16 protein-coding genes and 3 tRNA genes are annotated in these 15,091 nt (G+C 69.7%); 18 read left to right on the top strand and 1 reads right to left on the bottom strand.

The annotated features are described in order from the left end of the window. Nucleotide 1: 1 nt before the first annotated feature. The 5 genes from BAW75_RS13255 to BAW75_RS13235 are packed head-to-tail and all read left to right on the top strand — an operon-like array spanning nt 2 to nt 4,116. On the top strand, nt 2-193 hold the full coding sequence (locus BAW75_RS13255) for a hypothetical protein (protein ID WP_013473706.1): 192 nt from the start codon (nt 2-4) through the stop codon (nt 191-193). Then, nucleotides 190-750, top strand: a complete 561-nt coding sequence (locus BAW75_RS13250; RefSeq protein ID WP_104113757.1) for a DUF2637 domain-containing protein — start codon at nt 190-192, stop codon at nt 748-750. The genes BAW75_RS13255 and BAW75_RS13250 overlap by 4 nt, the downstream gene beginning before the upstream one ends. Further along, nucleotides 747-2,501: a replication initiator gene (locus BAW75_RS13245; RefSeq protein WP_104113756.1), complete on the top strand. Its 1,755-nt coding sequence runs from the start codon at nt 747-749 to the stop codon at nt 2,499-2,501. The genes BAW75_RS13250 and BAW75_RS13245 overlap by 4 nt, the downstream gene beginning before the upstream one ends. Continuing rightward, nucleotides 2,498-2,683, top strand: coding sequence for a helix-turn-helix transcriptional regulator (locus BAW75_RS13240; RefSeq protein ID WP_030329852.1), 186 nt, complete (start codon nt 2,498-2,500; stop codon nt 2,681-2,683). The genes BAW75_RS13245 and BAW75_RS13240 overlap by 4 nt, the downstream gene beginning before the upstream one ends. Then, complete coding sequence (locus BAW75_RS13235; RefSeq protein WP_104113755.1) at nt 2,680-4,116, top strand: tyrosine-type recombinase/integrase; 1,437 nt, start codon at nt 2,680-2,682, stop codon at nt 4,114-4,116. Before BAW75_RS13240 ends, BAW75_RS13235 begins: the two co-directional genes overlap by 4 nt. Nucleotides 4,117-4,728: 612 nt before the next feature. On the opposite strand, the gene BAW75_RS13230 is transcribed toward BAW75_RS13235, so the two are convergent. After that, a complete protein-coding gene (locus BAW75_RS13230) occupies nt 4,729-5,253 on the bottom strand; it encodes a hypothetical protein (RefSeq protein WP_146074835.1) in 525 nt (174 codons plus the stop codon). A gap of 276 nt (nt 5,254-5,529) precedes the next feature. Between BAW75_RS13230 and BAW75_RS32310 the strand changes: the two genes are divergently transcribed. The 13 genes from BAW75_RS32310 (at nt 5,530) to rplA (ending at nt 15,029) form a co-directional block, all read left to right on the top strand. Then, complete coding sequence (locus tag BAW75_RS32310; RefSeq protein WP_157539029.1) at nt 5,530-5,688, top strand: hypothetical protein; 159 nt, start codon at nt 5,530-5,532, stop codon at nt 5,686-5,688. A 320-nt stretch (nt 5,689-6,008) separates the two neighbouring features. Further along, a complete protein-coding gene (locus BAW75_RS13225; RefSeq protein WP_104113753.1) occupies nt 6,009-7,253 on the top strand; it encodes a TRM11 family methyltransferase in 1,245 nt (414 codons plus the stop codon). A gap of 715 nt (nt 7,254-7,968) precedes the next feature. Then, the gene (locus BAW75_RS13220) at nt 7,969-10,497 is read left to right on the top strand and encodes a putative bifunctional diguanylate cyclase/phosphodiesterase (protein WP_030501622.1); all 2,529 of its coding nucleotides are present in this window, start codon (nt 7,969-7,971) and stop codon (nt 10,495-10,497) included. 96 nt (nt 10,498-10,593) lie between these two features. Further along, nucleotides 10,594-10,666, top strand: a tRNA-Thr gene (locus BAW75_RS13215). Between the two features lie 25 nt (nt 10,667-10,691). Then, nucleotides 10,692-10,764 (top strand) — tRNA-Met (locus tag BAW75_RS13210). A 129-nt stretch (nt 10,765-10,893) separates the two neighbouring features. Further along, the gene (rpmG, locus tag BAW75_RS13205; RefSeq protein ID WP_013288652.1) at nt 10,894-11,061 is read left to right on the top strand and encodes a 50S ribosomal protein L33; all 168 of its coding nucleotides are present in this window, start codon (nt 10,894-10,896) and stop codon (nt 11,059-11,061) included. A gap of 120 nt (nt 11,062-11,181) precedes the next feature. Continuing rightward, on the top strand, nt 11,182-11,628 hold the full coding sequence (locus BAW75_RS13200; RefSeq protein ID WP_030501621.1) for a MaoC family dehydratase N-terminal domain-containing protein: 447 nt from the start codon (nt 11,182-11,184) through the stop codon (nt 11,626-11,628). A 4-nt stretch (nt 11,629-11,632) separates the two neighbouring features. After that, entirely contained in the window at nt 11,633-12,025 is a 393-nt protein-coding gene (locus tag BAW75_RS13195; protein ID WP_030501620.1) for a MaoC family dehydratase, read from the top strand. Nucleotides 12,026-12,152: 127 nt separating this feature from the next. Further along, nucleotides 12,153-12,225 (top strand) — tRNA-Trp (locus BAW75_RS13190). A 214-nt stretch (nt 12,226-12,439) separates the two neighbouring features. Next, entirely contained in the window at nt 12,440-12,847 is a 408-nt protein-coding gene (secE, locus tag BAW75_RS13185; protein ID WP_104113752.1) for a preprotein translocase subunit SecE, read from the top strand. Nucleotides 12,848-12,882: 35 nt separating this feature from the next. Continuing rightward, nucleotides 12,883-13,605 carry a transcription termination/antitermination protein NusG gene (gene nusG / locus BAW75_RS13180; protein ID WP_030501618.1) on the top strand — a complete coding sequence of 241 codons (723 nt, stop codon included), beginning with the start codon at nt 12,883-12,885 and terminating at the stop codon, nt 13,603-13,605. A 187-nt stretch (nt 13,606-13,792) separates the two neighbouring features. After that, nucleotides 13,793-14,224: a 50S ribosomal protein L11 gene (gene rplK / locus BAW75_RS13175; protein ID WP_013288647.1), complete on the top strand. Its 432-nt coding sequence runs from the start codon at nt 13,793-13,795 to the stop codon at nt 14,222-14,224. A gap of 88 nt (nt 14,225-14,312) precedes the next feature. Then, nucleotides 14,313-15,029 (top strand): 50S ribosomal protein L1, encoded by a 717-nt coding sequence (gene rplA / locus BAW75_RS13170; protein ID WP_064446621.1) that lies wholly within the window; start codon nt 14,313-14,315, stop codon nt 15,027-15,029. Nucleotides 15,030-15,091: the final 62 nt, after the last annotated feature.

The following is a 15,091-nucleotide window of genomic DNA, read 5'->3' as shown; positions in this document are numbered from 1 at the left end:
GATGTCCCTCAAGCGCTTCTTCCTCGGCACTCACCGCATCAAGCCGCTGAACATCGACCTGGACGGCTCCCCGGACCGGCTCGCCGCCGCCCTGCACGGCCTGGCGCACATGGTCCGCCGCCGGGACGACCTCGACGGGCAGCGCATCCGCATTACCGTCACCATCCGCATCCCGGAGGGCGACTTCGAATGATCCGCCACCGAGCCGAGTCTGGCATCCGGGTGCTGATCCTGCTCGCCATCGGGATCATGGCCGGTGCCGCCGCCTTCACCCACGTCCACGACCTGACCGTGGCACACGGGCAGCCCGACTGGATCGGCTGGGCCAACGCGGTAGCCGTTGAGCTGATGGCGATCTACCTCGGCCTGGAGATCCGCGCCCGCCGTCGTACGGGTCGCCCGGTCGGCCTGGTCGGCGTGCTCCTGGTCGCGTTCGCCCTGCTCTCCCTCGCCGCCCAGGTCGCGGAAGCCGAACCGTCCGTGTGGGGCTGGATCGTGGCCGCCGTGCCGTCGCTGGCGTTCCTCGCGTTGGTCAAGGTCGTCCTGTCCAGCGCACCCGCCCCGGCACCCGAACCGGACCAACCGCCGGTCGACTGGACCTACGAGGTTCCCGAGCAGGTCGTCACCGAGCCCGAGCCCCAGCAGCCGACCGCATCCGCGCCGGCGGTCCGCCCGGCCTCGGCCGCGGTGCTGCCTCCGCTCGGCGTCGTCCAGCCCAACCGACCCCAGGTCGTCGGGATCATCCGATGACCGCTCCCACCCTGCCCGGCCTTGCCCCGGCCGACTCGACCCCGACTGCTGCCCCTCGGCCCGGGTCACGGGCGGCCCGCATGGCGCTTCCCCGCTCGGTCGACGTGCTCAAGGAGATCGCCGCCGAGTACGGCGTCTGCGTGCGCCCCCTCGCCATGCGTCGCACCGACCTCGACACCGGCCTGACCGAGGTCATCGACCTGCCCTGCGGCGCGACCCGCGAGGACAAGTGCGCGCCCTGCGCCAAGAAGAACCGCCGGCTACGGCAGGCCCAGATCCGCGAGGGCTGGCACCGTGACGACGAACCGCTACCCGGCCCGGAACCTGCGACCGAGGCGCAGAAGTCCCTGATCCTGTTCCGCGCACACCTGGAGTTCTCCCGCGACGAGGCCGTACGCGCCGCCCAGTGGGACCAGGTGACCGACCTCGACGAGGCGATCCGCGAGGTGGAGGAAGCCATCGCCGCCGAAGGTCTGCGCGGGCGCGTCGGCCCGCCCCACGCCACCGGCGACGAGGACTCCGACGACCAGCCCGGCCGCCGGCGCAAGCGCTCCACCAAGCGACGTCAGGACGCACCCGAGCTACCTCGGCGCAAGGTCGAACGGCGCACCGTCGGCAAGACCTACACCGCTCCGGACGGCGCCACGTTCCGGCCGTCGATGTGGCTGACGCTCACTCTCGACTCGTACGGCCCGGTCCGCCCCGACGGCACCCCGCTCAACCCCGATCGGTACGACTACCGCCGCGCCGCCTGGGACGCCGTGCACTTCCCGCGTCTGCTCGACCGGTTCTGGCAGAACCTGCGCCGCTGTGAGGGCTGGAACGTCCAGTACGCCGGCTGCGTCGAGCCGCAACGCAGGCTCGCCCCACACGCCCACTTCGCCATCCGGGGCACCATCCCCCGGGACGTCCTCCGCACCGTGGCGGCGGCCACCTACCACCAGGTGTGGTGGCCGGCGGTCGACGTCCAGCGCTACACCCTCGACCGGCTCCCCGTCTGGGACGAGCAGGCGGCGGCATGGGTCGACCCGGACACCCGGGAGCCGCTGACCACCTGGACGGAAGCCCTCGACGCCATCGATGACGACCCGGACGCCCAGCCTGTGCACGTCGTCCGCTTCGGCGTCCAGGTCGACGCCCGCGGCGTCATGCCCGGCACCGAGGACGCCGAACGGACCATCCGGTACGTCACGAAATACATCACCAAGCACACCGGCGACGTCCACAAGGCGACCACCGACCGGCAACGCAAGCACCTCGACCGGCTCTGGCAGCAACTCCAGCTCACCCCCTGTACCGAGCGATGCGCCAACTGGCTGCTCTTCGGCGTCCAGCCCAAGAAGGCACACGCCAAGCTCAAGCCCGGCCGCTGCAAGGGCAAGGTCCACCAACGCGACACCCTCGGCATCGGCGGCCGGCGCATCCTCATCTCCCGCGACTGGTCCGGCAAGACCCTCGCCGACCACAAGCACGACGTACGCGCCTGGGTCCGGGCACTGCTCGGCGCCACCGCCGGGCAGCTCGTCGACGACCAGGGCGCCACCGCCGAACGGATCCGGCACGCCTGGGAACTCGCCCGACCCGACGACCCCGACGTGGGACCGCTGGCCCACCGGCTCATGCGCTCCATCAGCGAACGCGCCCGCTGGCGGTCCGAACTGCTCGCCGCCAAGGACCGGGCCGCGCAGGGGCCCGCAGATCTTTCGGCAACTCAGCACAGCGCACAGCACGACGGGGAGGGGACGCAGTGAACGAGGAGTTGTTGACCGTGCCGGAAGTGCTCGCCGAGCTGCGCGTACCGCGCTCGACCTGGTTCTACTGGCGGCAGACCGGCAAGGGGCCACGGGTGATCAAGCTTCCCAACGGGCAGCTTCGGGTCCGCCGGTCGGCGCTCGGTCGGTGGCTCGGTGACCTGGAGCAGGACGCCGCGTGAAGAGCTATGAGGTCCAGATCTGGGAGATCGGCAAGCGCGCCGACCGGAAGGCTCGGCCCTGGCGGGTCCGCTGGGCGGTGAGCGGCCACCGCTTCGAGGACATGTTCCGTACCAAGGCCCTGGCGCACTCGTTCCGCGCCGAGCTGGTCCAGGCGGCCAACGCGGGGGAGCCCTTCGACCCGGCCACCGGCCGCCCGGTCTCCGAGGCCAGAGCCAGGAATACCACCACCTGGTACGCCCACAGCCGGGCGTACGTCGAGATGAAGTGGCCCCGGGCGGCGGCCAAGACCCGGCGGTCGATCGTCGAGGCGCTGACCTCCATCACGGTGACCCTGACCCGCCCGGCCAAGCGGGGCCGGCCGGCTGACGGGCTGCTCCGTGAGGCGCTGTACCTCTACGGCCTCAACCCGCGCCGCTGGTCCGACGAGATCCCCACCGAGCACGCGGCGGCCCTCGCCTGGCTGGAAACCGCCTCCCTGCCGGTCGTCGAGCTGGACTCGCCCGCGATGGTCCGTCGCGTCCTCGACAGCCTCTGCGTACGCCTCGACGGCAAGCCCGCGGCTGCCTCGACTGTTCAGCGGAAGCGGGCCACCTTCTACAACGTGCTCGGGTACGCCGTCGAGCTCGAGCTGATCGACTCCAACCCGGTCGACAAGGTCCAATGGACGGCTCCCGAGGTGGCGCAGTCCATCGACCGGCGGGTGGTGGCGAATCCGGCCCAGGTCGCCACGCTGCTGGAGGCGGTGAGATCTCTCGGCAACCGGGCCGACAAGGTCACGGCGTTCTTCGGATGCCTCTACTACGCGGGCTTGCGTCCCTCGGAAGCGGCGGACCTGCGGCGGGAAGATTGCGACCTTTCGGGCCGGTGTGCCGGCTGCGGCGCGGACTTCGACGACCTAGCGGCGGTCAAGCCTTCCCGGTCTTGCGACCACAAGAGGATCGAATACCGCTGGGGCCGCCTGGTGCTCGCCGGCACCTCGCCGCGCGCCGGCTCGCACTGGACCGACGACGGCGGCTCCCATGAGCGGCGTGGCCTCAAGCACCGGGGGAGAGCCGAGACACGGACGGTCCCGATCCCGCCTCGGCTCGTCGAGCTGCTGTGCGCGCACGTCGACAACCACGGGATCGGCCCGGATGGCCGGTTCTTCCGGGGCCTGCACGGTGGGTCGCTCTCCGAGTCGGTCTACGACCGGTGGTGGAAGCTCGCCCGCGAGAAGGCGCTGACCGAATCGCAGGTCGCCTCGCCGCTCGTCCGCCGGCCGTACGACCTGCGGCACGCGGCGGCCTCGCTCTGGCTGAATGCCGGCGTCCCGCCGACCGAGGTCGCCCGGCGCCTGGGCCACGGCGTCGCCGTCCTGCTCCGGGTCTACGCCAACTGCATCGACGGAGGAGACGACACCATGAACGACAAGATCGGCGACGCCCTGAAATGACGGGCCCGATGGACCTCCTATGGCAGAGTCAGAGCGTGCGAAGGTTCCCGCCGCTGATCATCCTGGGGATGTCGATCGTCCTTGCTGGCGGCTCGTCCGTGGCGACGGCGGTTTCAGCCCCTGGTGCTGCGCCAGGAACGTCGCAACTTTTGATGGTCGGACTGGCGGGCGTCCTTGGCGCACTAAGCGGACAAGCCGCTAGCTGGGGCCTCGCGGCCCGGAACCCATCAAAAAAAACTCCCTGAGGTTGACGATTTACCGCTTGATGGGTAGCCCTTCAGTTGACCGGTAGCCATCACTCGCCTGCGGTGGGCGTGGGCACATGGTGGGCGGTTCCGGTCGGCAGGCCAGTAGGGCGAGGTGAAGGCCCAGCTCAGCGAGTTGGCGCAGCCAAGATCACGGACGCCCTGTAAATCCGTCGCGAAAGCTACAGAGGTTCGAATCCTCTACCCGCCACCAGGTGCAGATACGGCCCCTGACCAGCAGAGATGCTGATCGGGGGCCGTTCTCGTTCGTCTGGCCGAGTCCGGCTGAGTCCAGCCGTCTGCGACTGATTGCGGGCGGGCCACGGAAAGGACGTCCACGACAAGATCGGGGATGATCCGTGGTGGCTCAACCCTGGTCCCTGCCGGCGCCGCTGTCGCCGACCAGCCTGCGAGCTTCGGCGATGACCTCCGCGTCGAGATCCTCGGGCTTGGTGCTGACCAGCATGTGCACCTCGTGGGCAGCCTCGACGTACTCGTAGGCGCTCTCCAGGTTGATCAGTTCACCTGCCAGGGGAGTCCCGGCGTAGGTGATGAACTGTGAGACCCAGGACGTGAGTTCGCGGGGCGCGATCTTCCTGGCGAGCAGTCGTCGCGCCATGATGCGGAGGACTTCCTCTTCGGCCTTCCGGCTCCCTTCCCCGTAGTAGGTCAGGGAGAGTTCGGCGAACGCATCAGCCAGCCAGCGGCGCAGCTCGTCGGCCTCGCTGCCCTTCACGGGGGAGACGCCGGCCAGGATCCGAAGGGTCGGACTGTCGACGCCTGCCACCAGACAGTCGCAGGCGGCCCTGACCACGTCAACCGCGGTGGCGGAGCCGATGCTCCAGAAGGCGACGGTGTCGTGAAGGTTGGCAAGAGCCTCTTCCCTGCTCATCGACACATGATCGGTCGGCAAGCTGGTGGTGTCGCGGAAGTTATTGGGCGCCGGGAACGGTGGCAGGGGTGGATCCATGGGCGTTGGGCAAATGGTGGGCCGTGGACCGGCAAGCCCTGGCCGGACGGCAGGAAAGCTGTAGCTGCCTCGGCCCATCACGCCGCTGAAGTGCGCTCGTGACGAGCAGAGCGGCCGGATCTGCGCCAAATGGGACTGAACTGCTTGATTGGTGTGGGTGCGAGGGGGTGTCTGAGCTTTGCCGTAAGCTGCTGTCCCATGGCGTCGAGCACTGAGGAGCGGGACCGGCTCTACCGCGAGATCCTGCTCGCGCCGCTCCGCACGTCGGCGGATTGCCTTCCCGAGATGGGAGGGGCCGACGAGGTCGACCTTGCCGGCTTCACCGCGCTGTACGGCGCTGACCCGCTCTGTCGCTGAATGGGCGTCGCCTCGCCCCTGATGTTCGCCGCGCAGAGCCGCGGGCGGCATGACGTCGATCCACAGGCAGTTCGGCATCGGCTGCGAGCGCATCTTCCGCCAGGTCCTCAAGGCGGAGTTCGGACTGTCCGAGAACCAGGTCACATGGTCTGCTCGCGATACCTGACCGGCAACTGGAGTGTCTTCCCAGCCGTGGGCGGGCATGACCCCCTGTCCAGTACTTTCGGCTTCCTGCGGGACGTTGTCGGCTACGTCCAGCGGGAGACCACTGAGTTGCGCGCCGGTGCGGAGCACGTTCTGCGGCGACTCTCGGAGGCGACATGACGGAGATCGTCGAGCGCGCGGCGCACAGCCGCAACGAGCACATGACGTTCCGCGCCAACATGGGTGTGGGGAGGCACGGCTGGTTGCGCCTCACGCCCGCCTACGGCGTACGCCTCGTCCGCGATCGCATGTCGCACATGCCGGCCGGCAGCATCGTCACCGACCCCTTCTCGGGCACCGGCACGACGCCGCTCGCGGCTGCCGAGCTCGGCCACCGGGGGCAGTCGGTGGACATCAACCCGTTCCTGGTCTGGCTCGGCACGGTCAAGACGACGAACTACCCGGAGGACACGCTCCTCGCGCTCGCTGACGCCGCGAAGAGCGTGCTCGACGGGGCGCGGGCGCACGACGAGGACGCCGATCTCTGGCAGCCGAGCCTGTTCAGGATCGAGAAGTGGTGGTCGCCGGGCGCGCTCCACGCCCTCAAGGCGCTTCGGAACGAGATCGACCGTTTCGACGGGCAGATCCGCGACCTGCTGGAGATCGGTCTCTGCCGGTCGCTGATCTCCTGCTCCAACGCGGCGTTCAACCATCAGTCGATGTCCTTCAAGGAAGCGCCGGCCGAGCAGGCGCTCTTCGTGGTCGACGACCTCGACAAGGCGCTCGACGGGTACGCCACGGAAATGGCGACGATCATCGAGTCCGCCCGGTTCGACCTCGCCGGCACGGCGGTTGTCCGGCAGGGCGATTCGCGGACGGGCCTGGACGGCCTGGAGCCTGCGGACTTCGTGCTGACCTCACCGCCGTACGTGAATCGGATGAGCTACATCCGCGAGCTGCGCCCGTACATGTACTGGCTCCGCTACCTGGACGTGGCCGGCGACGCCGGCGAGCTCGACTGGCGCGCCATCGGTGGCACGTGGGGCACCGCCACGAGCAAGCTCAACACGTGGAAGCCGGACGTCGGGACGCCTGTCGACGAGGCGATGAAGGTGGTCTGCGAGAAGATCGCGGCGGACGGCGGCAAGAACGGTCCGCTGCTTGCCAGCTACGTTCACAAGTACCACCACGACATGTGGCTGCACTTCCAGAGCGTGACGAAGCACTTGAAGCCGGGCGGCAGCGTTTCCTACATCGTCGGAAACTCCACCTTCTACAAGCACGAGGTGCCCGCGCACACCTGGTATGCCGTGATGCTGCGCGAACTCGGCTATTCGGACGTCAAGGTGGAGACCATCCGCAAGCGGAACTCCAACAAGGCGCTGTTCGAGTACGACGTCACCGGCACGAAGCCCGCGTGAACCGGCAGAGGCGGTAGCCGACCGTCAGGGTGCTGCCACCGGCTGTTGCCCGCCTCGTCGGCGGTGAAGCAGTCAGGCGGGCGGGTGTCGCACCTGGCGACGCCGTCGGGGCAACCGCCACCGGCCGGCTGATGATTCACTCGGTTCTCCTGGCGTGAAACCTTGCCTCAGGCATCGATGATGGTAGAGGCTGTCCGAGGGCGGCCGACGGGAGCGCCGACGCCATCTACTGTGGCCGCGGCTGGGTGCCGGCCGGCTGACGGGTGAATCAGGCGCTAAGCGTGGTTTACGCGCGAAGTCGTTGTGCGCGCCTTCCGTAGCGGCTGCGGGGCTGATCGTGACGGTATGCTGGGCCGGAGGGTGAGCCGCGCCTGTCGAACGGATGATTTCCCTGCCACTGCCCCTGCGCGAGGGCTCGCGCAGCTTTTGCCCGTGAGCGGGGTGTGGCACGATCGTGGAACCTTCACGATGGTTGTAACTCTCCCGACAGGAGCAATCATGTCTGGTCGTAGGCTGGGCCGGCTGTTTGGCTCGCTCCTCCTCGTTTCCGCCGCCTTGGGCGTTTCGGTAATCAGTGCAAAGTCCGGCCTGGGCGACCTCCGCCTCCTCGACTACGTCTGGGTCTGACAGCGACCCGGGCTGACCTCCACGGGGGCGGAAGCCGGTGGGTCCTGCCCGCCGGACCGGGAGTGGGACCCACCGGACAGGGAGTGGGATGAGCGGGCGAGACAACCCGAGGCGCAGACCCTCCGAGGACGCCTGGATAATCACCGCGCCGCTCGCCCTGGTAGCGGTGGCTTGTTCGACGGTCACCGGATTGATCGCGAAGCCACCCATCGGCGGGTGGCTTCCGGCGGTGCTGCTCCTGGCGCTGATGATCGTCGCCAGCGGGCCGGTCGTCGGCGTGGTCATCCGCCGGCAGTCACTCGGTATGACGCTCACCGAGCTGCCGCTGGTGCTCGCCTTCTACTTCCTGCCGCCGCTCACCGTCGTCCTGATCTACACGCTGTCCTCGCTCGTGACGCACCTGCGTCACCGGTTGTCGGCCCCGAAGCTCTGGTTCAACGTCGCGCGTGCGGCGGCGGGCACCTCGGTCGGTGCCCTGGTGCTGACCATCCTGCCGCCGACCGAAGGCGTGGGCCCCGCCACGTGGCTGGGCCTCTGCCTCGCGGTGGCGATGGTGATCCTGGTGAGCCTCACCTCGATCGCCGCGGTCCAGACCCTGCTCATCGGGTGGCACGCCGGCCGGGAGACGTTCCGGGCGCTGCGTTCGGGCGTGCTGACCAACGGCATCAACGTGTCGGCCGGCCTGATCGTGCTGATGCTGCTGGAGCAGTCCTGGTGGTCCCTGGTGCCGTTGGCCGCGCTGGCCGCGGGGCTGGTGGCGGTCTACCGGTCGTACACCGAGTTCTTCCAGCAGCACCGCACGCTCAGCGGCATGTACGAGCTGAGCCGGGCGATCTCGGCCAGCGGCCAGGACGGCACGCTCGCGGACGCCCTGCTGGGCCGCGTCCGGGGTCTGATGCAGGCGGAGTACGCGACGTTGTGGCTGCCCGCCCAGGGCCGGCACCCGGAGACCCTGCTCACCGCGCGGGTCGATGACCCCGGCCTGCTGGACACCGCCCCGACCGGGGTGGAGCTGCGCCAGCGGGCGATGCAGAAGGCCCGCCCGGTCACCGTCGGCCGGGGCGTGTGCAGCGATCCGGAGTTCCGGGCCAGCCTGGCCGAACAGGGCGTCAAGGACACGATCATCGTCCCGTTGCGCTCGGGCCGGGTGGTGATCGGGACGCTCGAGGTGACCAACCGGCTGGTCGACCCCTCGCACTTCACCGCGCGCGACGTCGCGGTCCTGGAGACGGTGGCGGCGCACGCCGCTGTCGCCCTGGAGAACTCTCGCCTGGTCGACCGGCTGCGGCACGACGCCGACCACGACACGCTCACCAAGCTGCCCAACCGGCGCCGGCTGACCGCGGCGGTGGCCGAGGCGGTGAAGATCGGCGCGCCGGGCGAGGTGGTCGCGTTGCTCCTCTTCGACGTCGACCGGCTCCGTCAGGTCAACGAGTCGCTCGGCCACGCCGCCGGGGACAAGGTGCTCGTCGAGGTGGCCGAGCGGCTGCGCGCCTGCGCGCCCTCCTCGGCGTTGGTCGGCCGCGCCGGTGGGGACGAGTTCCTGGTGACGCTCCGGCTGGAGAGCACCGAGGCGGCCCTGGAACTGGCGGCCCAGCTCCGGGAGCAGATCCGCGACGAGATGGTTTTCGACGCGCTCACCGTGGACGTGGACACGGTGGTCGGCGTGGCGGTCCACCCCGACCACGGCAGCGACGCGGTGGCGCTGTTGCAGCGCGTCGACCTGGCGGCCAGCGCTGCCAAGTCGGTCCCGGGCAGCGTGCAGCTCTACAGCCCGGCGCTGGAGTCGCGGTCGCTGCGCCGGCTCGGCCTCGCCGGCGACCTGCAACGGGCGCTGGACGAGGGCAAGCTGGAGGTCTACTTCCAGCCCAAGGTCACGCTGCGGGACCGCCGTCTGGTGGGCGTGGAGTGCCTGGCCCGGTGGGAGCACCCGGCGCACGGCACGGTCTCGCCGGACGACTTCGTGGCGGTGGCCGAGCACACCGGCCAGCTCGGCCGGCTCACCGAGTTCGTGCTCCGGGAGAGCCTGCGGCGCAGCCGCGACTGGAGCCACGGCGAGCAGCCGCTCTCCGTCGCGGTCAACCTCGCCGCGCGTACGCTCACCGACCAGCACTTCCCGGCGCTGGTACGCGATCTGCTGGCCGAGTACGGCGTGCCGCCGCAGCGGCTGACCCTGGAGGTCACCGAGGCCGGTGTGCTGGACGGCGCGGAACGTCCCATCCCGACCCTGCGCAGCCTCCGTGACCTCGGTGTCCGACTCTCGGTGGACGACTTCGGCACCGGCAACTCGTCCCTGGCCCAGCTGCGCCGGCTGCCGGTGCACGAGGTGAAGGTGGACCGGTCGTTCGTGCAGGGCATGGCGACCGATCCGGGTGATCTGGCGATCGTGAACGCGGTGGTGACGCTCTCCCAGCAGTTCGGCCTGGCGGTGGTGGCCGAGGGCGTGGAGAGCGAGCTGATGCTGGAACTCCTGCAGGACATCGGCTGCGAGATCGGCCAGGGCTTCCTGTTCAGCCGCCCCCTGCCGTACGAGCGTCTGGAGGCCTGGTTCGGCGCCCAGGTCGACCCGGAGACGGTGGCCACGGGGGAGCTGCCGCGGCTGCGTGTGGTGCCCTGAGCAGGGCCGACACGTACCTGGGGGATCCGATTTCACCTCGGCGACGCGGTCGTGTACTGTTTCCCCTGCGCGACACCCCCCGGGGTGATCGGGCAGGCCCCCTTAGCTCAGTCGGCAGAGCGTCTCCATGGTAAGGAGAAGGTCTACGGTTCGATTCCGTAAGGGGGCTCAGAGGGTCCGGCTGGACCCGCCACGGCGGTGTAGCTCAGATGGCAGAGCAAGCGGCTCATAATCGCTGTGTCGCCGGTTCAAGTCCGGCCACCGCTACTCTCGTCCTCCGGGTACACCCGGTGGTCGGTGGGACGGGCGCCACAGGCGCCCACTTTGCATGTCCGCGTTGTCAGCGCGTAGGCTGACACGCCGTAGTTGTTCCGTGAGCGAGGAAGGCACTCCGCCGTGGCGAAGGCGACCGATGTTCGGCCGAAGATCACTTTGGCGTGTGTGGAGTGCAAGGAGCGCAACTACATCACGCGCAAGAACCGTCGTAACGACCCGGACCGCATCGAGCTGAAGAAGTTCTGCCCCCGGGACGGCAAGCACACCGTTCACCGCGAGACCCGCTGATCGCGACCGGCGCAGCCGGTCGGCACCAGCTTCCGCGTACGCCGATCCACCTGACGGGTGGCCTCCGGGCCGCCCGACCGGGCGGATCGGCGTTCGTGTTTTCCGTGTAGGTTCGGCGGCATGTCCCTGGACCCGTCCTTCGTCGGCCGGACGTACCCGCCGACCGCCCCCTACCAGGTGGGCCGAGAAAAGATCCGCGAGTTCGCCACCGCCATCGGCGCGACCGACCCGGCCCACCACGATCCGGAGGCGGCCCGCTCGCTCGGCCACGCCGACGTGGTGGCCCCGCCGACGTTCCCGGTGCTCGTCACGATGGCGGCGAGCCGGCAGATCGTCGAGGATCCGGCGCTCGGCGTCGACTACAGCCGCGTGGTGCACGGCGACCAGCGGTTCGCGTACACCCGGCCGGTGGTGGCCGGCGACGAGCTGGTGTGCGTGAGCACCATCGAGGAGGTCACCACCCGGGGCGGGCACGGCTTCCTGACCACCCGCACCGATGTGAGCACTGTGGACGGTGAGCCGGTGGTCGCCGTCTGGTCCAAGATCGTCGTACGCGGGGAGGCCTGAGGACATGGAGCTGCCCACCCAGACGTACCGGGTGACCCGCGCGGACCTGGTCCGCTACGCGGGCGCCTCGGGCGACTTCAACCGGATCCACTGGAGCGACCGCGTCGCCACCGACGTGGGGCTGCCGGGCGTCATCGCCCACGGCATGTTCACCATGGCCCTGGTCGGCCGCGCGGTGACCGGCTGGGCCGGCGCGCCGGACGCGGTGGTCGACTTCGGCGTCCGGTTCACCCGGCCGGTGGTCGTCCCGGACACCGACGAGGGCACCGAGATCGAGGTGTCGGCGGTGGTCAAGGAGGTCACCGAAGACGGTCTGACCAGGCTCGACATCACCGCCACCTGCCAGGGCGAGAAGGTGCTGTCGCAGGCCCGGGCACTGATCCGCACGACGCGCTGAGGGTCCGCCCGACGCGCGAGGGGCAGACCGGTTGGGAAAGTCGCACGACTACCCGTACACTGGTCCGCCGTGGGGCAAGTGACCCCCGCTCGGCACAGTGTGTCCGGGTGGAGGTGAGTTGCCGCACAGGGGTGTAGCTCAATTGGCAGAGCAGCGGTCTCCAAAACCGCAGGCTGCAGGTTCAAGTCCTGTCACCCCTGCGCCTCAGGCCTGACCGTTCCGTGGGTCGCGTCGCCCTCACCGGCGGCGTCCGGCCCGTGGTGGTGGCACCGGTGGGGTGGTTCCGAGGCGCTCGGGCCCTCCCGGCCGGTCCGCCGGCCGCGGCCCGTCGCGGGACGGTTGGTCCGGCCGGCGTGACCAACACGCCGCGCACGCCGCCCGGCGTGCGACCCCATATCCCGCACGGAGGGCGAAGTGGCCAAGAGCAAGCGCCGCGGCGAGGACGACGGCGACGAGCGTCTGAACGACGACGCGACCGTCGACGGCGTGGCCGACGACGACGTGGCCGACGACGACGCCACCGACGCGGACGAGCCGGTCGGCCGGGGCGGCACCGCGACCCGTAAGCGGGCGCAGGCCGAGCCGGCCGAGGGCCGGAAGACCCGCAAGGACACCGAGCGGATCGGGCTGTTCGCCCGCATCGCGCGGTTCTTCCGCGAGGTCGTGGCAGAGCTGCGTAAGGTCATCTGGCCGACCCGCAAGGAGCTGCTGACCTACACGGCCGTGGTGGTCACCTTCGTCGCGGTGATGCTGGCGATCGTGGCCGGCCTGGACTACGGCTTCGCCAAGGCGGTGCTGTGGGTCTTCGGCGAGCCGAGCTGACCTGCGGACAGCGATACTGACGGAAGTGAGCGAGCGTGCCTGAGTACGACGAGACCGCCGGAACCCCGGACGACCAGTCCACGGTGGCGACGGCGGCCAACAACGAGTCGGTCGAGGCCGCCAGCGAGCCGGAGTTCCCGACCACCGAGCCGGCCCCGGACGAGGACTTCGACCCGGTCGCCGAGCTGCGCCAGAAGCTGCGCTACGCGCCCGGCGACTGGTACGTGGTGCACTCGTACGCCGGCTACGAGAACAAGGTCAAGACCAACCTCGAGACCCGGATCACCTCCCTCGACATGGAGGACTTCATCTACCAGGTCGAGGTGCCGACCCGGGAAGAGGTCGAGGTCAAGAACGGCAAGCGGTCGCAGGTCCAGGCGAAGGTCTTCCCGGGCTACATCCTGGTCCGGATGGAGCTGACCGCCGAGTCCTACTCCTGCGTCCGGAACACCCCGGGGGTCACCGGCTTCGTCGGCGCGACCGACCGGGCCGACCGGCCGGCGCCGCTGAGCCTCGACGAGGTGCTCAAGTGGCTGGCCCCGGCGGTCGAGACCGAGCAGAAGAAGGCCAAGCCCGAGGTCAAGGTCCTCGACTTCGAGGTCGGCGACTCGGTCACCGTCACCGACGGCGCGTTCGCGTCGCTGCCGGCGACGATCAGCGAGATCAACGCCGACCAGCAGAAGCTCAAGGTGCTGGTGTCGATCTTCGGCCGGGAGACGCCGGTCGAGCTGAACTTCAACCAGGTCGCCAAGATCTGACGTACGTCGGCACCGGCGGCCCGCCCCTTCCGGGGTGGCCGCCGGTGCGCCGTTTCGCCACCCACCGACCTCGGCGCGGAGGGTGGCCGACGGCTGCGCTACCCTAGAACGTCGGCTGTCCGCACCGCGCTGACCGTGCGCGCCCGCGGACCGGCGAGAATCCCAGTTTCAAGCCCCAGGAAGAGACATGCCTCCGAAGAAGAAGCTCGTCAAGACGTTCACGCTTCAGCTGCCGGCGGGCCAGGCCACCCCGGCGCCGCCGGTCGGCCCCGCGCTCGGCCAGCACGGCGTGAACATCATGGAGTTCTGCAAGTCCTACAACGCGCAGACCGAGTCCCAGCGGGGCGACATCGTCCCCGCCGAGATCAGCGTCTACGAGGACCGCACGTTCACCTTCGTGCTGAAGACCCCGCCCGCCGCCCGGCTGCTGATCAAGGCCGCCGGTGTGCAGAAGGGCTCGGGCGTCCCGCACAAGGAGAAGGTCGGCTCGGTCACCCGCGCCCAGCTGCGCGAGATCGCCGAGAAGAAGATGGCGGACCTCAACGCCAACGACATCGACCAGGCCGAGAAGATCATCGCCGGCACCGCCCGGTCGATGGGCCTGACCGTCGCCGACTGATCTCGCTCCACCGCTCCACCCGATCTTTCTGTTCGTGGGAGGGCCGCGCACGCCGCGCGCCCGCCAGAGACCACAGGAGTCACCAGAAATGCAGCGCAGCAAGAGCTACCGCAAGGCCGCCGAGGTCATCGACCGGTCGAAGCTCTACACCCCGGTCGAGGCCGTCAAGCTGGCCAAGGACACCACCAACACCAAGTTCGACGCCACGGTCGAGGTCGCGATGCGCCTCGGCGTCGACCCCCGCAAGGCGGACCAGATGGTCCGCGGCACGGTCAACCTGCCGCACGGCACCGGTAAGACCGCCCGCGTGATCGTCTTCGCCGCCGGCGCGAAGGCCGAGGAGGCCGTCGCCGCGGGTGCTGACGAGGTGGGCACCGACGAGCTGGTCGCCCGCATCCAGGGCGGTTGGCTGGACTTCGACGCGGCGATCGCCACGCCCGACCAGATGGCCAAGATCGGCCGGATCGCGCGGATCCTGGGCCCGCGCGGTCTGATGCCGAACCCGAAGACCGGCACCGTGACCATGGACGTCACCAAGGCCGTCTCGGACATCAAGGGCGGTAAGATCACCTTCCGGGTGGACAAGCACTCCAACCTGCACCTGATCATCGGCAAGGCCTCCTTCTCCGAGGCCCAGCTGGTCGACAACTACGCCGCGGTGCTGGACGAGGTGCTGCGCGCCAAGCCGTCCGCGGCCAAGGGCACGTACCTCAAGAAGGTCACCCTCACCACCACCATGGGCCCGGGCGTCCCGGTCGACCCGAAGGTCGTGAAGAACCTGCAGGAGGCCTCGACCGAGGCCTGAGCAACCAGCACGTCCCGGACGGGGCTCCGCCACCAGGTCGTGGCGGGGCCCCGTTCGTCTGT

Source organism: Micromonospora chalcea, from assembly GCF_002926165.1.
Lineage (GTDB): Bacteria > Actinomycetota > Actinomycetes > Mycobacteriales > Micromonosporaceae > Micromonospora > Micromonospora chalcea.
Note: the sequence above shows the minus strand (reverse complement) of the source record. Positions and strands in the feature narration are given on the sequence as shown.

Coding starts and splice junctions, on each gene's coding strand:
- BAW75_RS13200 (WP_030501621.1), top strand. CDS start 11,182: ATGTCCCTGGACCCGTCCTTCGTCGGCCGGACGTACCCGCCGACCGCC.
- BAW75_RS13230 (WP_146074835.1), bottom strand. CDS start 5,253: ATGAGCAGGGAAGAGGCTCTTGCCAACCTTCACGACACCGTCGCCTTC.
- BAW75_RS32310 (WP_157539029.1), top strand. CDS start 5,530: ATGGCGTCGAGCACTGAGGAGCGGGACCGGCTCTACCGCGAGATCCTG.
- BAW75_RS13220 (WP_030501622.1), top strand. CDS start 7,969: ATGAGCGGGCGAGACAACCCGAGGCGCAGACCCTCCGAGGACGCCTGG.
- BAW75_RS13255 (WP_013473706.1), top strand. CDS start 2: ATGTCCCTCAAGCGCTTCTTCCTCGGCACTCACCGCATCAAGCCGCTG.
- BAW75_RS13250 (WP_104113757.1), top strand. CDS start 190: ATGATCCGCCACCGAGCCGAGTCTGGCATCCGGGTGCTGATCCTGCTC.
- BAW75_RS13225 (WP_104113753.1), top strand. CDS start 6,009: ATGACGGAGATCGTCGAGCGCGCGGCGCACAGCCGCAACGAGCACATG.
- rplA (WP_064446621.1), top strand. CDS start 14,313: ATGCAGCGCAGCAAGAGCTACCGCAAGGCCGCCGAGGTCATCGACCGG.
- rplK (WP_013288647.1), top strand. CDS start 13,793: ATGCCTCCGAAGAAGAAGCTCGTCAAGACGTTCACGCTTCAGCTGCCG.
- BAW75_RS13245 (WP_104113756.1), top strand. CDS start 747: ATGACCGCTCCCACCCTGCCCGGCCTTGCCCCGGCCGACTCGACCCCG.
- BAW75_RS13195 (WP_030501620.1), top strand. CDS start 11,633: ATGGAGCTGCCCACCCAGACGTACCGGGTGACCCGCGCGGACCTGGTC.